The organism is Leucobacter komagatae, assembly GCF_000834055.1.
GTDB lineage: Bacteria > Actinomycetota > Actinomycetes > Actinomycetales > Microbacteriaceae > Leucobacter > Leucobacter komagatae_A.
Genome location: NZ_JXSQ01000011.1, coordinates 22,435 through 38,453, shown reverse-complemented (window position 1 = coordinate 38,453; position 16,019 = coordinate 22,435). Strand labels below are relative to the sequence as shown.

The 16,019-nt window shown below is 65.1% G+C and carries 13 protein-coding genes; 2 read left to right on the top strand and 11 right to left on the bottom strand.

The genetic code is table 11. The features are described 5' to 3' along the window. Position 1: 1 nt before the first annotated feature. The 9 genes from murD to SD72_RS09250 all read right to left on the bottom strand — a co-directional run bounded on the left by murD (position 2) and on the right by SD72_RS09250 (position 10,222). Complete coding sequence (murD, locus tag SD72_RS09290) at positions 2-1,483, bottom strand: UDP-N-acetylmuramoyl-L-alanine--D-glutamate ligase (RefSeq protein ID WP_084767073.1); 1,482 nt, start codon at positions 1,481-1,483, stop codon at positions 2-4. Beyond that, positions 1,480-2,565 carry a phospho-N-acetylmuramoyl-pentapeptide-transferase gene (gene mraY / locus SD72_RS09285; protein WP_042544177.1) on the bottom strand — a complete coding sequence of 362 codons (1,086 nt, stop codon included), beginning with the start codon at positions 2,563-2,565 and terminating at the stop codon, positions 1,480-1,482. The genes murD and mraY overlap by 4 nt, the downstream gene beginning before the upstream one ends. Then, positions 2,562-3,998 (bottom strand): UDP-N-acetylmuramoyl-tripeptide--D-alanyl-D-alanine ligase, encoded by a 1,437-nt coding sequence (locus SD72_RS09280; protein WP_042544176.1) that lies wholly within the window; start codon positions 3,996-3,998, stop codon positions 2,562-2,564. Before SD72_RS09280 ends, mraY begins: the two co-directional genes overlap by 4 nt. Further along, positions 3,995-5,554, bottom strand: a complete 1,560-nt coding sequence (locus tag SD72_RS09275) for a Mur ligase family protein (protein ID WP_042544175.1) — start codon at positions 5,552-5,554, stop codon at positions 3,995-3,997. The genes SD72_RS09280 and SD72_RS09275 overlap by 4 nt, the downstream gene beginning before the upstream one ends. Positions 5,555-5,565: 11 nt before the next feature. Next, positions 5,566-7,386: a peptidoglycan D,D-transpeptidase FtsI family protein gene (locus SD72_RS09270; protein WP_232299710.1), complete on the bottom strand. Its 1,821-nt coding sequence runs from the start codon at positions 7,384-7,386 to the stop codon at positions 5,566-5,568. Positions 7,387-7,419: 33 nt separating this feature from the next. Then, positions 7,420-8,007 carry a hypothetical protein gene (locus SD72_RS09265; protein WP_042544174.1) on the bottom strand — a complete coding sequence of 196 codons (588 nt, stop codon included), beginning with the start codon at positions 8,005-8,007 and terminating at the stop codon, positions 7,420-7,422. After that, positions 8,004-8,975, bottom strand: a complete 972-nt coding sequence (gene rsmH, locus SD72_RS09260; protein ID WP_042544173.1) for a 16S rRNA (cytosine(1402)-N(4))-methyltransferase RsmH — start codon at positions 8,973-8,975, stop codon at positions 8,004-8,006. Before rsmH ends, SD72_RS09265 begins: the two co-directional genes overlap by 4 nt. A 13-nt stretch (positions 8,976-8,988) precedes the next feature. Beyond that, a complete protein-coding gene (gene mraZ, locus SD72_RS09255; RefSeq protein WP_042544172.1) occupies positions 8,989-9,420 on the bottom strand; it encodes a division/cell wall cluster transcriptional repressor MraZ in 432 nt (143 codons plus the stop codon). A 433-nt stretch (positions 9,421-9,853) separates the two neighbouring features. Continuing rightward, positions 9,854-10,222, bottom strand: coding sequence for a DUF3040 domain-containing protein (locus SD72_RS09250; protein WP_042544171.1), 369 nt, complete (start codon positions 10,220-10,222; stop codon positions 9,854-9,856). A 72-nt stretch (positions 10,223-10,294) separates the two neighbouring features. Here SD72_RS09250 and SD72_RS09245 point away from each other — a divergent pair, with 72 nt between their 5' ends. Then, the gene (locus SD72_RS09245; RefSeq protein ID WP_042544170.1) at positions 10,295-11,395 is read left to right on the top strand and encodes a polyprenyl synthetase family protein; all 1,101 of its coding nucleotides are present in this window, start codon (positions 10,295-10,297) and stop codon (positions 11,393-11,395) included. Between the two features lie 40 nt (positions 11,396-11,435). Here the strand turns inward: SD72_RS09245 and SD72_RS18240 are convergent, their stop codons facing one another. Together SD72_RS18240 and SD72_RS09235 are read right to left on the bottom strand one after the other, a co-directional pair. Continuing rightward, a complete protein-coding gene (locus tag SD72_RS18240) occupies positions 11,436-13,406 on the bottom strand; it encodes a putative Ig domain-containing protein (protein WP_232299709.1) in 1,971 nt (656 codons plus the stop codon). Between the two features lie 107 nt (positions 13,407-13,513). Continuing rightward, positions 13,514-13,861 (bottom strand): Rv2175c family DNA-binding protein, encoded by a 348-nt coding sequence (locus SD72_RS09235; RefSeq protein WP_042544168.1) that lies wholly within the window; start codon positions 13,859-13,861, stop codon positions 13,514-13,516. A 94-nt stretch (positions 13,862-13,955) separates the two neighbouring features. On the opposite strand from SD72_RS09235, the gene pknB reads away from it, so the two are divergent. Next, on the top strand, positions 13,956-15,932 hold the full coding sequence (gene pknB, locus SD72_RS09230; protein WP_042544167.1) for a Stk1 family PASTA domain-containing Ser/Thr kinase: 1,977 nt from the start codon (positions 13,956-13,958) through the stop codon (positions 15,930-15,932). The last annotated feature ends 87 nt before the right edge of the window (positions 15,933-16,019 follow it).

Genomic DNA, 16,019 nt, shown 5'->3' with positions numbered 1-16,019 from the left:
GTTACTCCTTGCCAGCAGAGAGCTCGCGGAACGCGTCCTGGAACGCGCGCCCACGCGCCGCGTAGTCGTCAAACTGGTCCATCGATGCTGCTGCCGGGGAGAGCAGCACGGTATCGCCCGGCTGCGCGAGCGTTGCGGCAGCGTTCACTGCCTCACGCATCACGTCGAGGCCGCGCTCCGCGAGCACCTCGCTCACCGGCACGCCCGGGGCGTTGTCCGCGAGAATCCGGAGTACCTCGGTGCGATCGGCACCGATAACGACGGCGCCACGCAATCGCGCCGCGTGCTGCGCGACGAGCGGCGCAATGTCGACGCCCTTGAGCAGACCGCCAAGCACCCACACCACGCCGGACATCGCTCGGAGCGATGCGTCAGCGGCGTGCACGTTGGTCGCCTTCGAATCGTCAACCCACCGCGCTCCAGCCCACTCGCCAAGCTGCTGCGCGCGGTGCGGATCGGGGGTGAAGCTGAGCACCGCGCTGGCAATCTCCGCCGGGGCAACCCCGCGGGAGCGAGCAAGCGCTGCCGCGGCAAGAATGTTCAACCCCATGTGCGGTTGGCCGATCCCGCGCGACTCGAGTTCCTCCACGGTGACGAGCTCGAAGGCTTCGTCACGCCGATCTGCGTGGAAGCCACGGTCAACGAGGATGCCGTCGATGACGCCGAAGCCGCTCGGCGGCGGCGAGTCGAGACCGAAGCTGATGGCGCGGGCACCCTCAACGACATCCGCTTCCTCGACCATGCGCTCAGTCGCCAGGTCACCGCGGTTGTAGACGCAGGCGACCTGCGTGTTCTCGTAGACCTTTGCCTTGGCATCGCGGTAGCCGTCCGCGCCGCCGTGCCAGTCCAGGTGATCGTCTGCGAGGTTCAGGCAGACGCTCGCGTATGGGGACACGGTCTGCACGCGCTCGAGTTGAAAGCTTGAGAGTTCGACAACGATCGCGTCATAGCCGACGGGGTCGCGCAGCGCATCGAGGAGTGGGGTGCCGATGTTCCCAACGGGTACGGCCCTGAGGCCACCCGCAACGAGCATGTGCGCGGTGAGCTGCGTCGTCGTCGTTTTGCCGTTGGTCCCGGTGATGCAGATCCAGTCCGCGATGCTGTCGGTCTTGTCGCGCAAGCGCCACCCGAGCTCGATGTCGCCCCAGATCGCAGTTCCGCGCTCCGTAGCCCACGCGTTCACGGGGTGGTGCGCCGGGTACCCAGGCGAGATCACGATGAGTTCCGGGTCGAACGCAGCAAGCTCAGCGAGCTGCTCCTCGTCGGATGCCGCGAGGGCGCGCTCAGCCCCGATCACGTCGAGTAGCCGCTCGCGATCGGCGTCCTGTGCGCCGTAGACGACGCGCACACGCGAGCCAAGCTCAACGAGCGTGTCGGCGACGGAGAAGCCGGTCGCGCCGAGCCCGAGCACGGCAACTCGCAGGCCCGACCAGTCGTGGTGCCAGCTCGTGAGGGCGTCGAGCCGCTCCTGAACGGCGCTCACTGGCTCAACACCCACTCGGCGTAGAACGCACCGATGCCAACGATCGCGAAGATCCCGGCGATAATCCAGAACCGCACGACGATCGTCACTTCAGCCCAGCCCTTGAGCTCGAAGTGGTGGTGAATCGGGCTCATGAGGAAGATTCGCTTGCCCTTCGTCACCTTGAAGTAGATGCGCTGAAGGATCACGGAGCCGGTCTCGATGATGAAGAGTCCGCCGATGAGTACGAGCAGTACCTCGGTGCGGGTGAGGATAGCGAGCGCGGCGATCGCGCCGCCAATGCCCATTGAGCCGGTATCACCCATAAAGATCTGAGCCGGGTTCGTGTTCCACCAGAGGAAGCCTGCGACGCCGCCGAGGAAGGCCGCGGCGATGACCGCGAGGTCCATCGGGTCGCGCACTTCGTAGCAACCGGCCTCGCCAGCGGTCGTCGCGCAGTTCTGCGCCGACTGCCAGAAGCCGATGATGAGGTAGGAGCCGAACGCGAAAATGGATGCCCCCGCGGCGAGGCCGTCGAGGCCGTCTGTAACGTTGACCGCATTCGTCGTGGCGGTCACGATGACCATGACCCACAGGATGACGAGAATTGTGCCGGCGATGATGCCGAGACTCATGAAGTCGAACGGCAGGTCGCGGAAGATCGAGACGTGGGTGGAGACCGGCGTGAGCCCAGCCTCGTTGGCGAACTGCAGGCCGAGGAGCGCGAACGAGATGGCGATGACCACCTGGCCAACGATCTTCGCCCAGCCCCCGAGGCCGGCGGAGTTCTGCATGCGGGTCTTCATGAGATCGTCGATGAACCCGACCGTGCCAGCACCGACGGCCATGAGGATCACGAGCAGCGCTGACGGTGTCGGCGTCTCCCCCATGACGAGTTTGCCAACGAAGTACGCGAGCACGGAGCCTGAGATAAAGATGAGGCCGCCCATGGTCGGCGTTCCCCGCTTAACCTCGTGCTCTTTCGGGCCGTCAACACGGATCGGCTGCCCCCAGCGCAAGCTGTTGAAGCCGCGCACAAACAGCGGCGTCAACAGCAGCGAGTAGAGCAGCGAGAATCCTGCTGCGATGAGCATCGCGATCATGCGTAGGCCTCCCCAAGGCGGTCACCGAGCTTCTGCAGCCCGGCGTCATTCGATGATTTCACGAGTACCGTGTCGTCGGCGCTGAGCATCCCAACGAGGTATGCGTATGCCTCGTCCTGAGTTTCGAAAAACTCGCTCTCGCCGTCCCACGATCCCTCGTTGATTGCGCTGATATGCAGGTCACGCGCGTCGCGCCCAACCACGACGAGCTGCCTGATTCCAAGCCGCACGGCCTGCAGGCCGATCCGGCGGTTCTCCTCGATCGCGTACTCGCCGAGCTCCGTCATCGCGCCAAGCACGGCGACCGTTCTGCCAGAGGGCTTCCCGATCTGGGCGAGCGTGCGGATCGCTGCGCTCATTGAATCGGGGCTCGCGTTGTACGCGTCGTTGATGATCGTGATGCCGTCACGCCCGCCGAGCACCTGCATGCGCCCGGGAGCTGCGAGCGTCGCCGCTTCAAGCTCTGCAACGACGTCGTCGAGGCTCAGCCCGAGCGTCAAAGCGATCGCGGCCGCTGCTAGCGCGTTCATGACGTGATGCTCACCGAGCACGCGGAAGGCCACGTCGCGTGACTCACCGCCAGCGTGGAGCGTAAACGTCGTCCCGGCAGCGGACGGCTCGATCCCGCTCGCGCGGACATCGGCCTCCGGGTGCTGGCCAAACCAGAGCACTCTGGCGCTCGTGAGCTCGGCCATCTTCGCAACCCGCGGATCGTCACGGTTGAGCACAGCGACGCCACTGGCATCGAGGCTCTGCACCATCTCGCTCTTTGCACGGAACGTCGCCTCGATACCGCCAAACTCGCCAGCGTGCGCGAGGCCGACGGAGAGCACCACGCCAATGTGCGGCTGCGCCATTGCGGTGAGCCGCGCGATCTCGCCCGCTCCGCTCGCGCCCATCTCGGCGACGAGGGTCTCGGTCTCCGTGGTCGCGCGAAGCATCGTGATCGGCCCGCCAACCTCGTTGTTGAACGACTTCTCGCTCGCAACCGTCGGGCCAAGCCTCGCTGCCATAGCCGCAACAAGATTCTTCGTCGTGGTCTTCCCGTTGGAACCGGTGATGCCGACGATCGTGAGGGTCTCGCGCTCGCGCAGCTTGCGCACTGCGACGCTCGCCAGCGCTCCGAGCGCCTCCGTCGCGTCACTGACGACGATCTGTGTCACGGGGACAGCGCCGTCATCGAAACCAAGCTCTGCCGCCGTGAGTTCACGCTCGACCACGAGCGCAGCGGCGCCAGAACGAGCGGCCTTGCCTGCGAACAGGTGACCGTCGGTGTCGACGCCGCGCCGAGCAAAGAACAGCTGCCCCTCGCGCACCTCACGTGAGTCGGTCTGCGATTCACCCGAGACCGTGGTCTCGGGGGTGTCGCCTGGGGCAAGGAGAAGCGTTCCGGCTGTTGCCGCAGCGATCTCGGACAATGAGAGTTCAATCACGCAAGCAATCCTGCCTCGCGGAGAGCCCCGCGTACTTCATCCCGCGCCGAGTACGGCAGATACGCACCGGCAACCTCCTGATAATCCTCATGACCGGGGCCAGCATACAAGATTACGTCCCCTGGCTCCGCGAGCGAAATTGCGAGCCGAACGGCCGCGCGAGGATCCGCCTCCTCGATGAGCTCTGCGTGCCGCGCAGCGCGCGCGCCGTCGAGCAGTTGCGCCCGGATCTGCTCGGGCGGCTCACTCCTTGGGTGGTAGTCACAGATGATCACGGTGTCGGCCCCCGCACCAGCGATTCGCCCCATCTCGGCGCGCTTCGTGGTGTCCCGGTCGCCGTCTGCACCGAACATGAAGATGATCTTGCCGTCGGTCACCTCACCGAGCGCGTCGAGCATCGCCTCAAACGCTCCGGGGGTGTGACCGTAGTCAACGAAGAAGCGCGGCCCCGGCCCGCCTGCAGTGATCTCCTCGAGCCTGCCTGGGATGTGCAGCGGGATGAGCCCGTTCTCGAGCCCATCCGCTACCTGCTCAATCGGAATCCCAGCCTCGTGGAGCATGATCAGCGCGAGTGCTGCGTTCTCTGCCATGAACCGGCCAAAGACTGGCACCCGTCCACGAAAGTGTGCGCCGGCGGGGCCCTGCAACACAAACGAGACACCATCGAGGGTCTGCGCCGTGACTGCGAGATGCCAGTCGGCGCTTCGGCCGTACTCCGTCGCAAGCGTTGTCACCGGGATCGCTGACTGCTTCGCGAGCCGCTGCCCCGCGGGGCTGTCGACGACCACGACACCGCGTGCGGCATGCTCGGGAGCGAACAGCGCAGCCTTCGCCTGGAAGTACGTCTCCATGTCGCCGTACTCTTCGAGGTGATCCTGCGAAAAGTTATTGAACGCGACGACGTCAAAGTGCACACCGTCGATGCGGTGTCTGCCGATCGCCTGCGCAGACACCTCGATCGCGATGCCGGTAACGCCACGCTCAACCATTCTCGCGAGCAGGCCGTGCAGCTCAGAGGCCTCCGGGCTCGTGAGGTTCGACACGATGACCTCGTCGCCGATCCGCCGCTCGGCGGTCGAGCTGAGTCCCGGCCGCAGCCCCGCCGCTTCGAGCAGCGCTGCGATGCAGTAGACCACGCTGGTTTTCCCGTTAGTGCCGGTGATGCCGAACGTCTTGGCAGCCAGCGCATCAGTGCCGTACACGCGCGCTGACAACTCGCCGAGGAGCGCCCGCGGGTGCCCGTCGACGACGAGCACGGGGAGCGCATCAACGCCCGCGGCAGCCGCGAGGTCTTTGCCAGCGGCGTCCGTGAGCATCGCAGCAGCGCCGCGTTCAGCGGCTGACGCCGCGAAACTCGCACCGTGGTGGCGTGCTCCGGGGAGCCCAACGTAGAGGTCCCCCTGCCGCACGTCACGGGAGTCGATCGTGACGCCCGTCACGATCACCTCGCCCGATCCTTCGGCGATGACGAACGGAATGTGCTCCGCGAGGTTTGCGAGCGTTACCCGCTGTGGATGCTGAGGGCGGATCGTGAGATCCTCATGAGAGCTGGTCACGTGAATCCATCCTACCCAGCCGTGCCGGTCTCGTCGCCAATTGGGAGCTTCTCGTAGGTTCCCTCAGACGGCGGAATGCGGAACTTCCTGATCGTGGACTCTGCCGCATCGTGGAACGCTGTCACGGCTGCTGTTGTGCCGTCACCGCCGTGCGGGAAGCCGATGGTAGCGACGATCACGTACTGTGGGTCGTCCATTGGGAACACGCCCGCGAAGCTGTGAACGAAGTCGGTGCGGTAGCCGCCCTGCCCGTCTGACTGCTCCGCGGTTCCCGTCTTCCCGCCGATGCGGTAGCCGGGGATCGTAACCAGGTCTTTCACGAGACCATCGGTTCCTGTGGTCTCGAGCATGTCTTGCGTGGTGATGGCCGCCTCAGGCGAGAGCACCTTCACCGGGTCGCCATGATCGGGCTCAGTCACCTTGCCACTCGCAGAGGTGCAACTCTTCACGATCGACGGCGGTATCCGCACGCCGTCGTTCGCGATCGCCTGGAACACGCCTGCGGTTTGCACGATCGTGGACGATAGCCCCTGCCCAAACATGGTGACGTAGCTCGTCTGCGCATCCCAGTCCGCCACGTCGGCCAGCAGGCCCGTGTCTTCGAGCGGCAACCCAGCATTGGTCGGTTGTCCGACGCCAAACTTTTGGAGGTAGTCGTAGCGCACCTCGGGCGAGAGCCTGCTGCCGAGCATTGAAATGCCGACGTTTGATGAGTAGACGAGGGTGCCGGTGAGCGTCCAGTCCTGGGTGCCGTGCGGGAACCAGTCGCTGAAGGACACGCCATCCTGCGGCTGCCAGCTCCCAGGCGCAGACACCGTGCTCTGGGGAGTCGCCTTTCCCTGGTCGATGAGTGCGGCCGCAGTGATCACCTTGAACGTCGACCCGGGCTCGTACGACTGCACAAACGCACGGGCATTGTGCCGGCTTGAGTCTGACGCATTCACATCATTCGGGTCGACCGAGTCGTCCTCGGCCACGGCGACCAACTCGCCGGTCTTCACGTCTTGAATCACGAGGTAGCCGTACTCCGCTCCCACGTTCTGCGTCTGCTCGTTGATGATCTGCTGTGCCGCCCACTGCAGGTCGCGATCCAGCGTGAGCTCAACGGTTCCGCCGTTCTCGGCGGCTTTCGTCTGCACGACGCTACCTGGAAGCTGCACGCCGTCCGCACCGCGCTCGTAGGTCTCAGCACCGTCAACACCGGCGAGGCACTCGTCCTGCGAGAGTTCGACGCCTGCCTGTGCGACCTCGTCTTGGCCTGCGAAGCCAACAATGTTGCCGCCGACCGCGCCGTTCGGGTACACCCGCTTGTGCTGGCTGTCGAACGTGAGCCACGGAATGTACAGCTCCTTGAGCGCCTGGAGCTGGCTCAGATCGACGCCGCGCTTCACATAGGCGAAGTCCGACTTCTCGTTTTCCGCGAGCGCATCGTCGACGATCTTCTTAATCTCTGCACCGCTCTGCCCGGTGATTGCGCCGATCTCCGCGAACGCTTCGTCGGCGGTGACATCCACCGTGCCTGCTCCACGCTCGAGGTCGGGGCGCGTGAACTTCCTTGTGCCTTTCGCGTCAACGTTCTTTGGCGACAGCTGCACGTCGTATCGCTCGTCGGTTGTGGCAAGCACATCGCCGTTGCGGTCAACGATGTCGCCGCGAACGCTCGGCAGCGTGATGGGGACAGCGCGTTTCTCGCGCGAGTCCTCGTTCATCTGCGGTGCCGAAATCATCTGCAGGTCGACCAGCCGCACCATGAAGGCGAGCCCGGCGATGAGCACGATTGCGAAAACGACGAGGTTGCGGCCTCGCGGCCCGCGCAGGGTTTGCCACAGCACTCGTTCGTCTCCTTTCCGTGCCACTACGCGCAGCTAGCGGGTTTCGGGTGCTGGGAGCTTGCCCTTCCAGGCAACTGCTGCCGCAGCGTCGGTGACCGGGGCCTTCGCGGCCGTCTGCGCGCCGAGGAGCCCCTTGGCGTCGATCGTTGGGAGGGTATCGAGTTGCGCGTTCGGAACGAGGTTCTCGCCAGCGTCGCGCGTTGCTGAGTCGAGGGAGCCCTTGATGGCGCCGTCGCTCAGGCGCATCGTTGCCGGCGACACGTTCTGCACCATCCCAAGCGCGCCTGCATTCTCAACGAGGTTCTGTGGCGAGGCAAGCTTGTCGAGGTTTTGCGAGAGCACCCGCTCAACGCGTCCAAGGTCGCGCTCCTCGATCGACAGCGCGCGGCTTTCGTACGCGCCCTGCGAGACGAGGATGCTCAGGGCGAGCTGCGCCGCGAAGATGCCGAGGATGACGCACACAGCAACGATTGCGCCAACCACAGGGCTCTTGCGCGGTGCGGCAGCTGGTGCGGTGACCGGCCGCAGGCGGTCACCGCGCTCGCGCGTTGGCTCCGGCCTTGGAGCGGGTGCGCCAAAGAGGCGGTTCTGATCCACCTCGACGGGAACTGTTGCGTTCATGACACGTCCCTTACTCGTTCTGCCGCACGGAGCCGTGCTGGGATGGCGCGCGGGTTGACTGCGCGTTCTGCTTCGGTTGCGAGCTCTGCACCCTTGGTGATGATCTTGAGTTCCGGGCGATGCTCTGGGAGTTCGATGGGCAGGCCCTGCGGGGCCGTCGACTTGGCGCGCGACTGGATGGCGCGCTTCACGATGCGGTCCTCGAGCGACTGGTACGACATCACGACGAGTCGTCCGCCGAGGTTTAGCCTGTCGATGGCGGCGGGAATCGCCCGTTCGAGCGTCGCGAGTTCCCCGTTCACCTCGACCCGCAGCGCCTGGAAGACGCGCTTCGCGGGGTGGCGCTTGCCGAGTACCGCCGCCGGTGTTGCAGCCTGCAGCACGTCGACGAGCTGGCCGGAGCGTTCGAGCGGGGCGAGCTTGCGTGCCGCGATGATCGCCCGCGCGTAGCGGCCAGCGAGCGGCTCCTCACCGTAGCGCTCGAAGAGTTCGCGCAGGCGCCCCTCCGGCTCCTCCGCGAGGATCTCCGCAGCTGTCCGTCCGCGAGTCTGGTCCATCCGCATGTCAAGCGGAGCGTCCTGGGCGTAGGCGAAGCCGCGGTCGGCGTCGTCGAGCTGCAACGAAGACACGCCAAGGTCGAAGAGCGCACCGTCGAGGCTCTGTGCTCCGGCCTCGCGCAGCGCATAGTCAATCTCGTCGTAGACCGCGTGCACCGGTACGAAGCGCGCTCCAAAGCGCTCAAGGCGCGCACTCGCGAGTTCGAGCGCCTCAGTGTCGCGGTCGAGCCCGATAACGGTGAGCGAGGGGAACCGCTCGAGCAAGGCCTCGGTGTGGCCCCCCATGCCGAGCGTCGCGTCGATGACGTGCGCGCCGGGGCGCTCAGCCCCGGGTGCGAGTAGCTCAACACAGCGTTCGAGCATCACCGAAGTGTGCAGCTCGGCTGGGTTGCGTGGCGTGGGTTCGTTCATAGTGTGTTCCCGGCTAGAACATGCCGGGAATCACCTCCTCTTCAATGTCGGAGAAGACGGATTCCTGCTCAGTGAGGTACGTCTCCCACGCCGCTGCGTCCCAGATCTCCGCGCGGGAGCCTGCGCCGATGACGGCGAGCTCTCTCCCGAGCCCCGCGTAGTCGCGGAGGCTCTGCGGCACGGTGACGCGATGCTGCTTGTCTGGTGTTTCCGGGTGAGCCCCGGAGAGAAAAACTCGAAGGTAGTCGCGTGCCTGCTTCGAGGTGAGTGGCGCTTGCCGCACTCGCTCGTGCATGGACTCAAACTCGCTCTCGCTGAACACGTAGAGGCAGCGCTCCTGGCCGCGCGTAATAACCAGGCCGTCTGCGAGCTCGTCACGAAACTTTGCGGGGAGGATCAGCCGCCCTTTTTCGTCGAGGCGTGGAGTGAACGTGCCGAGAAACATGGTCCACTCCTTTCCTCAACCGTTGCGTTTCTCCCACGGTACTCCACTTTCCTCCACTTTTCACGACATTCGGCGGCAACATCACGTAAACCGCAGTGATACCCCTTTTATTTAGTGGTGGAGCAAAGTGGAGTGATTCCAGGCCTCAGTGGCAAACGAGAGCCTTTGCAGTGGCCGACGGGCAGTGGCGCGTGCGCGACTCGGGTCACTGCTTCGCCCGCGGCCGACCCTTCGGGCGCACAAAAAAGGGCCGCAGCAGATGCTGCGGCCCTTGTGTGGCGAATGCGATCGAGTTCAGGTGCAGCGCGTGTGTGCGCCGGAGCCTGATCGAAGCCCGCACCCGCGCGGGAAAACGAAAACGGGCCGCAGCATAAGCTGCGACCCGTTCACATTTGCCCCGCGTGGAGGAATGTGGAGTGCGACCCCCAGGCGGCTACTGCCCGCCCATTCGCTCGTCCCAGCGACGCTCCATGCGATCAGCAAGCGACGCTTTCGACTCGGGCTGTTGCCGCGAGTTCGAGGTGAACTGCTCGGGCTCGATCTCCGTGCGCTTCGAGAACATCACGAGAACACCCCCGAGCATCGCCGCGAATCCGAGCAACCCAAGCCACAGCTGCTGCATGGCGGCCCCTCCAATGAGGAACCCAATGCCGGCAAGTGCGAGAAGCGTTCCGAGCACCAACGAGCGGTAGTTAAACCGCCGTGGGACTCCGGTCGACGCGGGAAGCAAATCGGCCTCGCTCTGATAAAGCCTTCGCTCCATCTCGTCGAGCAGCCGCTGTTCGTGTTCTGACAGCGCCATGATGCCCCCTTCACCTTTAAGAAAAGTCTTTCCTACCAGTTTACGGCTACTGCTCCCGGATAGGCTAGTCGGGTGGACGAAACGACGAGACTCGCAGGCCTTATACAGGAGCGACTGAACGACACCATCGACGCGCACCGCATTGACCTTGAACCCCTCGGTCCCGATGCTGCACCGCTGCTCGATGAGGCCACGAGCTTTCTCACCGGAGGCAAACGATTCCGTGCGCTGTTCGCCGTGCACGGCTATCGCTCGGTGAAGCCGATCGCAATCGACGGCGACATCGACGCAGAATTTGGTGCGCTGCTTGACGTCGCATGCGCGCTCGAACTCTTCCACGCTGCGGCATTGATCCACGACGACGTGATCGACCGTTCCGACACGCGCAGGGGGCGGCCTTCCGTTCACCGCACCTTCGCCGGCCTGCACGAGCGGCATGGCTACCGCAACGCCCCCGACCACTTCGGCACGTCGAGTGCGATCCTGCTGGGCGACCTGCTCCAGTCGTGGTCGGACGAACTCATGGCGAACGCCTGCGACACCATCCCAGACCGCGAGGCCGCACGCGCGACACGCGCGCACTTCAACCGCATGCGCAGCGAGGTCGCACTCGGCCAGTACCTCGACGTGCTCGAGGAGCAGCGCGGCGGCTTCGCAGAGCACGCCGAGCAGCTCGACCGGTCGACGCGCGTGCTCGTCTACAAATCAGCGAAGTACAGTGTGGAGGCACCACTGCTCATCGGCGCGGCGCTCGCTGGCGCGAGCAGCGAGCAGGAGCACGCACTCGCAGGCTTCGGGCTTCCCGTCGGCGTTGCGTTCCAGCTGCGCGACGACCTGCTCGGGGTGTTCGGCGATGAAGAGGTGACGGGTAAGCCAAGCGGCGACGACCTCATCGAGGGCAAGCGCACCGTGCTCGTGACGCTCGCTCGTGAGGCACTCCCCGGCACGCAACGCCGCATCTTCGACGACCTCCTCGGAACCGCCCTCGATAAGGAGCAGGTTGCAATGCTGCAGCGAACGATCCGCGGCAGCGACGCCGAGCAGCAGGTCGAGTCGATGATCAGCCGCAACATCGAACGCGCCGAGCGCGCACTCACGAACTCGGATCTCAGCCCGGACGCGATCGCCACGCTGTCGCGGCTCGCGGAGCGTGCCGCCCGGCGCGACGCCTAGCAGTAGGCGCGTTTAGCCTGAACCCGTGGTGCCCCTGGCGCTACCGGGCGGCTCCGGTGCGCCTGCGCCGGACAAGCAGCACGGCACCGCCGAGAAGCATCGTGAGCGCTCCTGCCACAAACAGCGTCAGCTGCTCCCCCGTGGCACCGGTTGCCGCGATTGTGCCTTCCCCGCCACCGGAGGTGCCCGGCTTCAGGGGCTTTTCGCCTCCCGGTTCAGTCGGGACGACGGGCACCTTCGCGGCAGCAATCTTCACCGCGTAGCTCGCTGTCGCTGAGCCGAAGGCATTCGTCACGGTCACAACCACTGTGAAGTCCCCCGCGCGCTCCGGCGTGCCGCTAATCGCGCCCGTTGCCGGGTCAATGGAGAGACCGGCTGGCAGCCCCGTTGCCGACCAGGTGAGCTCAGGGTCACCCGTCGCGGTCACAACGGATTCTGGGTATGCCGTTCCCACCGTGCCACCAGGGAGGCCGCCCTCGAGGGTAATCTTCGGGGCGACTGCGACGCGCAGGCTTACCGTCTTCTCAATCCGGTTTCCCAGTGCATCGCTTGCGTAGACAGTGAACGTGACCTCGCCCCGCGCAGTGGGAGTCCCCGACACCGCGCCCGTCTTCGGATCGATCGAGAGCCATGCAGGTGCGCCGTCTGCGAGTTCGTACTTCTCAACAACAAACCCGGGCTCGGGTGCACCACCCTGCGTGACGTTAATCACTGAGGCTTCGCCCGCGTATTTATCGCCAACGAGCGCCAGCCCTGGGAAGCCTGCTGCGTCAAGGTCGACGCGTTCGTGGGTGAACCATACCGAGCCGCCGAAAATATCGTGCTCGGCTGGACGGTATTCGAACGCATAGTAGGCTCGATTGCCCGCGGCAGGGAGGTCCACGCTCAGAGTCGGCCCGTCAGGGTCAACCACGGTCGCATTCACGCCCGGGAACGTCGTGCCGTCGCGCAGCGAAAGCTGACCGGCTGCGTCAAGCACGAGCCGGCCTGCCGTTACCGGCGAGTAGTAGGTGTCTGGCAACTCAATCGTTTGCAGTGCGAGGCGCATACGCAGCCCCTCGTGATCTGGGAGCTCTTCGATCGTCGAGATTGCGTTGCCCGACGCTTCGACGAGTTCGAGATTCGAGGCCCCAGCGAGGAACCGGACGTCTTTCAGGCCCGTGTTATCGGCCCGGAAGATCCTCAGATCCGGGTTCCCCGCGATGCTCTCAAATTTGCCGGCAAGATCCGGGTTGTCCGACAACACGACATTCTTGAGACCCTTTGAATTCGCGAGTCCATCGAGATCGGACAGCGAGGTTCCTTGCATCGCGATCTGTTGGAGATTCTTCAGCCCCGCAAGCGGCGCTGTCGTTTTCACAGGATTGCCTGTCACAAACAGGAGCGCAAGGTTTGCCATGTTCTCGACACCACGAAGCGACGTGATTGTCCCAACGTGCTGCACATCGAGGTGGGTGAGGTTCACGAGTGGCGCCAACGGCTCGAGTGTGGTGAGTCCCGGGTTCTCCAGCAGTTCGAGCCGGGTCAACCCAGTCAACGTCGAGAGCCCCGTCAACGTGTCGTCGGTGACTCCAGCATCCCGCAGTGACAGCCCACTCAGCCTCGTGACATCGGCGAGGCGAGCGACCGATTCGGCGGTGTCGAGCTGAGCCGTGCCCTGCACCATCGAGACAGTGTAGACCCTGCTTGCGAACTGCAGCCCCTCGAGGCTCCGAATCGGTTCCGCCCCAGCCTGCGTGTTCGCGTTACAGGTGAGCGGATTCGACATTCCGGCGAGCTCCGCCTCGGTAATCGGAGTGTCGGCGGGGCGGGAGCTGTCGATCCTATAGTTCAGACACTGCGCGAATCCCGGATCGGGAACGACGCCGTCCAGTGCCTGCGCAGGAACGCCGAGCACGGCAACGAGCGCCGAACCGGCGAGCGAACCCGCGGCCAGGAGGCTGAGCGCCTTCGCGCTCACCCGCCGGGCAACACGAGACCTTTGAGCAGCACGCAAAGTAGACTTCGTCATCCCCGACCCCACCATAGTTTCTGCCATGTTAGGCAGGTTCAGGCAGCAGGGCAAGGAAAAGCAATGTGAAATCTATGCTTACCCGCGCCGACCGGCGCGGGTAAGCACTAGAACGCGAGGGACTGGGTCGCGCGCCGCACGGCGCTCTTTCGCCCGTCGACGAGCGAATCAATGGGGCACTCGCCGAGCTCTTCGCTCACGCTGAACAGCCAATCCATTGCCTCATCGTCCGAGAACCCTGCGTCGAGCAACACGAGCAGCGTCCCGCGCAGCGAGGGCAGCGGTTCGTTGCCCTGAATGAATTCGGTCGGCACGCGCAGCGAACCGTCGATGCGCACCGCGCCGAGGGAGTGTTCCTCGATAAGGCGGCGCACCTTGCTCGGGGAAAGCTCCAAGCGCTCTGCGACTTCGTTGATGGTGAAATAGGAGCGTTCTGCTCCGCTGTTTTCTGGCACACCCTAACTCTGCCAGCGTGTTTCGAGAAGCGCAATCCGTGCGATACCGGCGCGCGCCAAGACTCCCAGGCGCAAACTTCCGTAGACTTTCGGCGTGACCGCTCCCCCCATCGACCCGCTCATCGGGCAGACGCTCGACGCCCGATACGTGATCCGGTCGCGTATTGCCCGCGGCGGCATGGCGATGGTGTACCTCGCTCACGACCTCAGGCTCGAGCGCAGAGTCGCGGTGAAGGTCATGCACGAGCACCTCGCAGAAGACGAAAACTTCACCCGCCGTTTCGACCGCGAAGCACGCAGCGCAGCGCGGCTGTCACACACGAACCTCGTGAACGTGTTCGATCAGGGCAAGGACCTCGGCCGCGTCTACCTTGTGATGGAGTACCTGCCGAGCATCACCCTCCGCGAGCTCCTCAAGAAGCAGCAGCGACTCACACTCGACCAGAGCCTCGAAATCGGCGACGCCATCCTCGCTGGCCTCGCAGCCGCACACAGCGCTGGCATCGTCCATCGCGACCTCAAGCCAGAAAACGTACTGCTCGTTGACGACGGCCGCATCAAGATCGGCGACTTCGGGCTTGCCCGCGCCGTGAGCGCAAACACCACGACCGGGCAGGCGCTCCTCGGTACGATCGCGTACCTGTCCCCCGAGCTCGTCACCCGCGGCATTGCAGATGAGCGAAGCGACCTCTATGCCTTCGGCATCATGCTGTACGAGATGCTCACTGGAGCGCAGCCCTTCACCGGCGAACAGCCGATGCAGATCGCCTACCAGCACGCTCACTCCGATGTTCCGCCACCGTCAGACGCCGCAGACGTCTCTACCCCCGCGATCGACCACTTTGTGGTGTGGCTCACCCAGCGCAACCCCGAGCTGCGCCCCGCGAATGCCGGTGAAGCCCTCGTGCACATGCGTGAGCTGAGGCAGGATCCCTACCGCGTCTCTGAGGCGCTCGCGACCGCAGTGATCCCGGCGGGCGCAGTCCCGGGCGAAACGACGGTGCTTCCCGCCTCCGCGCTGCCTGACGACGCGGCGACCACCCACCTCACCCCGTCAACGACGGTACTCAACCGCGCCGAGCAGTCGACGCTGCAAAGCACCGGATCCGAAACTCCTCAGCAGCCGGGCAGCGACGCTGACCGCGCGCGCGAGCAGGGTGCGAGGCGTTCACGCAACGGACGAATCACCGCAGGCGTTGTCACACTGTTGCTGGCGGCAACGGCCGGAGTCGCGCTCTGGTTTGGGCAGGGCCCCGGATCAGCGGTCACCGTTCCCGACGTCTCCGGCACGCCAATGGAAGAGGCGCAGCTTTCCCTCGAGGAACTCGACCTGGTCGTGAACACGGGCGAGTGCGCGAGCCTTGACGTCGCAGTCGGACTCGCCGCCGGTGTGGATCCTGAGCCTGGCACACGGCTCGACCGTGGCAGCGAAGTCACACTCTGCCAGTCCACCGGACCAGAGTTGCTCGCAGTGCCCACTCTCGTCGGCCTCTCCCTCGACGACGCAATCGCGCGCATCGAAGAAAGCCGGTTCACGTTCGGTGAGGTCACCGACACCCGATTCTCCGACGCCCCAGCCGACGAGGTACTCGCCGCTCTTGACGCTGACGAAGCCGAGCTCGGCGACACCTTCCCGGAGCGCAGCACGATCAACCTGGTTGTCTCAGCAGGGCCCGCGCCCGGCGTCTCGGGCATGAGCGTCGAGCAGGCAACGCAGACGCTCGCGGACAGGCAGCTCACGGTCGACAGTGCGAGCAACACCGAGGTCATCAGTGACGACGTGCCGCGAGGGAAGGTCGTCGGCGTGGTCTGGCTGACCGACCCGGTTCGGCCTGGCGACTCAGTCGGATTGCAGATCTCGTCTGGCCCGGAGCTCTTCGAAATCCCAGACATTGCCGGCCTGGGGCTCCAAGAAGCTATGGACACGCTCGAGAGCGCTGGGTTCTCGCCGACCACACTCGTCCCGGAGGCGCTGCGCAGCCTCGCAAAGGCGACGGGAACGAACCCGGCAGCCGGCGAACGAGTTGAGGCGGGCACCGAGATCCGCGTCACCTCGCAGCTCTCGCTCTAGCACCAGAACGCACCACCGCGCATTGCCCTCGCGGTGGCAGCGAAGCACCCTGCAGAGCAGCACCCTGCAGCGCAGCGGGTGAAACGC

What these genes read in the sequence shown, in the direction of transcription:
- mraY (WP_042544177.1), bottom strand. Translation starts at nt 2,565, where the DNA reads ATGATCGCGATGCTCATCGCAGCAGGATTCTCGCTGCTCTACTCGCTG.
- SD72_RS09265 (WP_042544174.1), bottom strand. Translation starts at nt 8,007, where the DNA reads ATGAACGCAACAGTTCCCGTCGAGGTGGATCAGAACCGCCTCTTTGGC.
- rsmH (WP_042544173.1), bottom strand. Translation starts at nt 8,975, where the DNA reads ATGAACGAACCCACGCCACGCAACCCAGCCGAGCTGCACACTTCGGTG.
- mraZ (WP_042544172.1), bottom strand. Translation starts at nt 9,420, where the DNA reads ATGTTTCTCGGCACGTTCACTCCACGCCTCGACGAAAAAGGGCGGCTG.
- SD72_RS09250 (WP_042544171.1), bottom strand. Translation starts at nt 10,222, where the DNA reads ATGGCGCTGTCAGAACACGAACAGCGGCTGCTCGACGAGATGGAGCGA.
- SD72_RS18240 (WP_232299709.1), bottom strand. Translation starts at nt 13,406, where the DNA reads ATGACGAAGTCTACTTTGCGTGCTGCTCAAAGGTCTCGTGTTGCCCGG.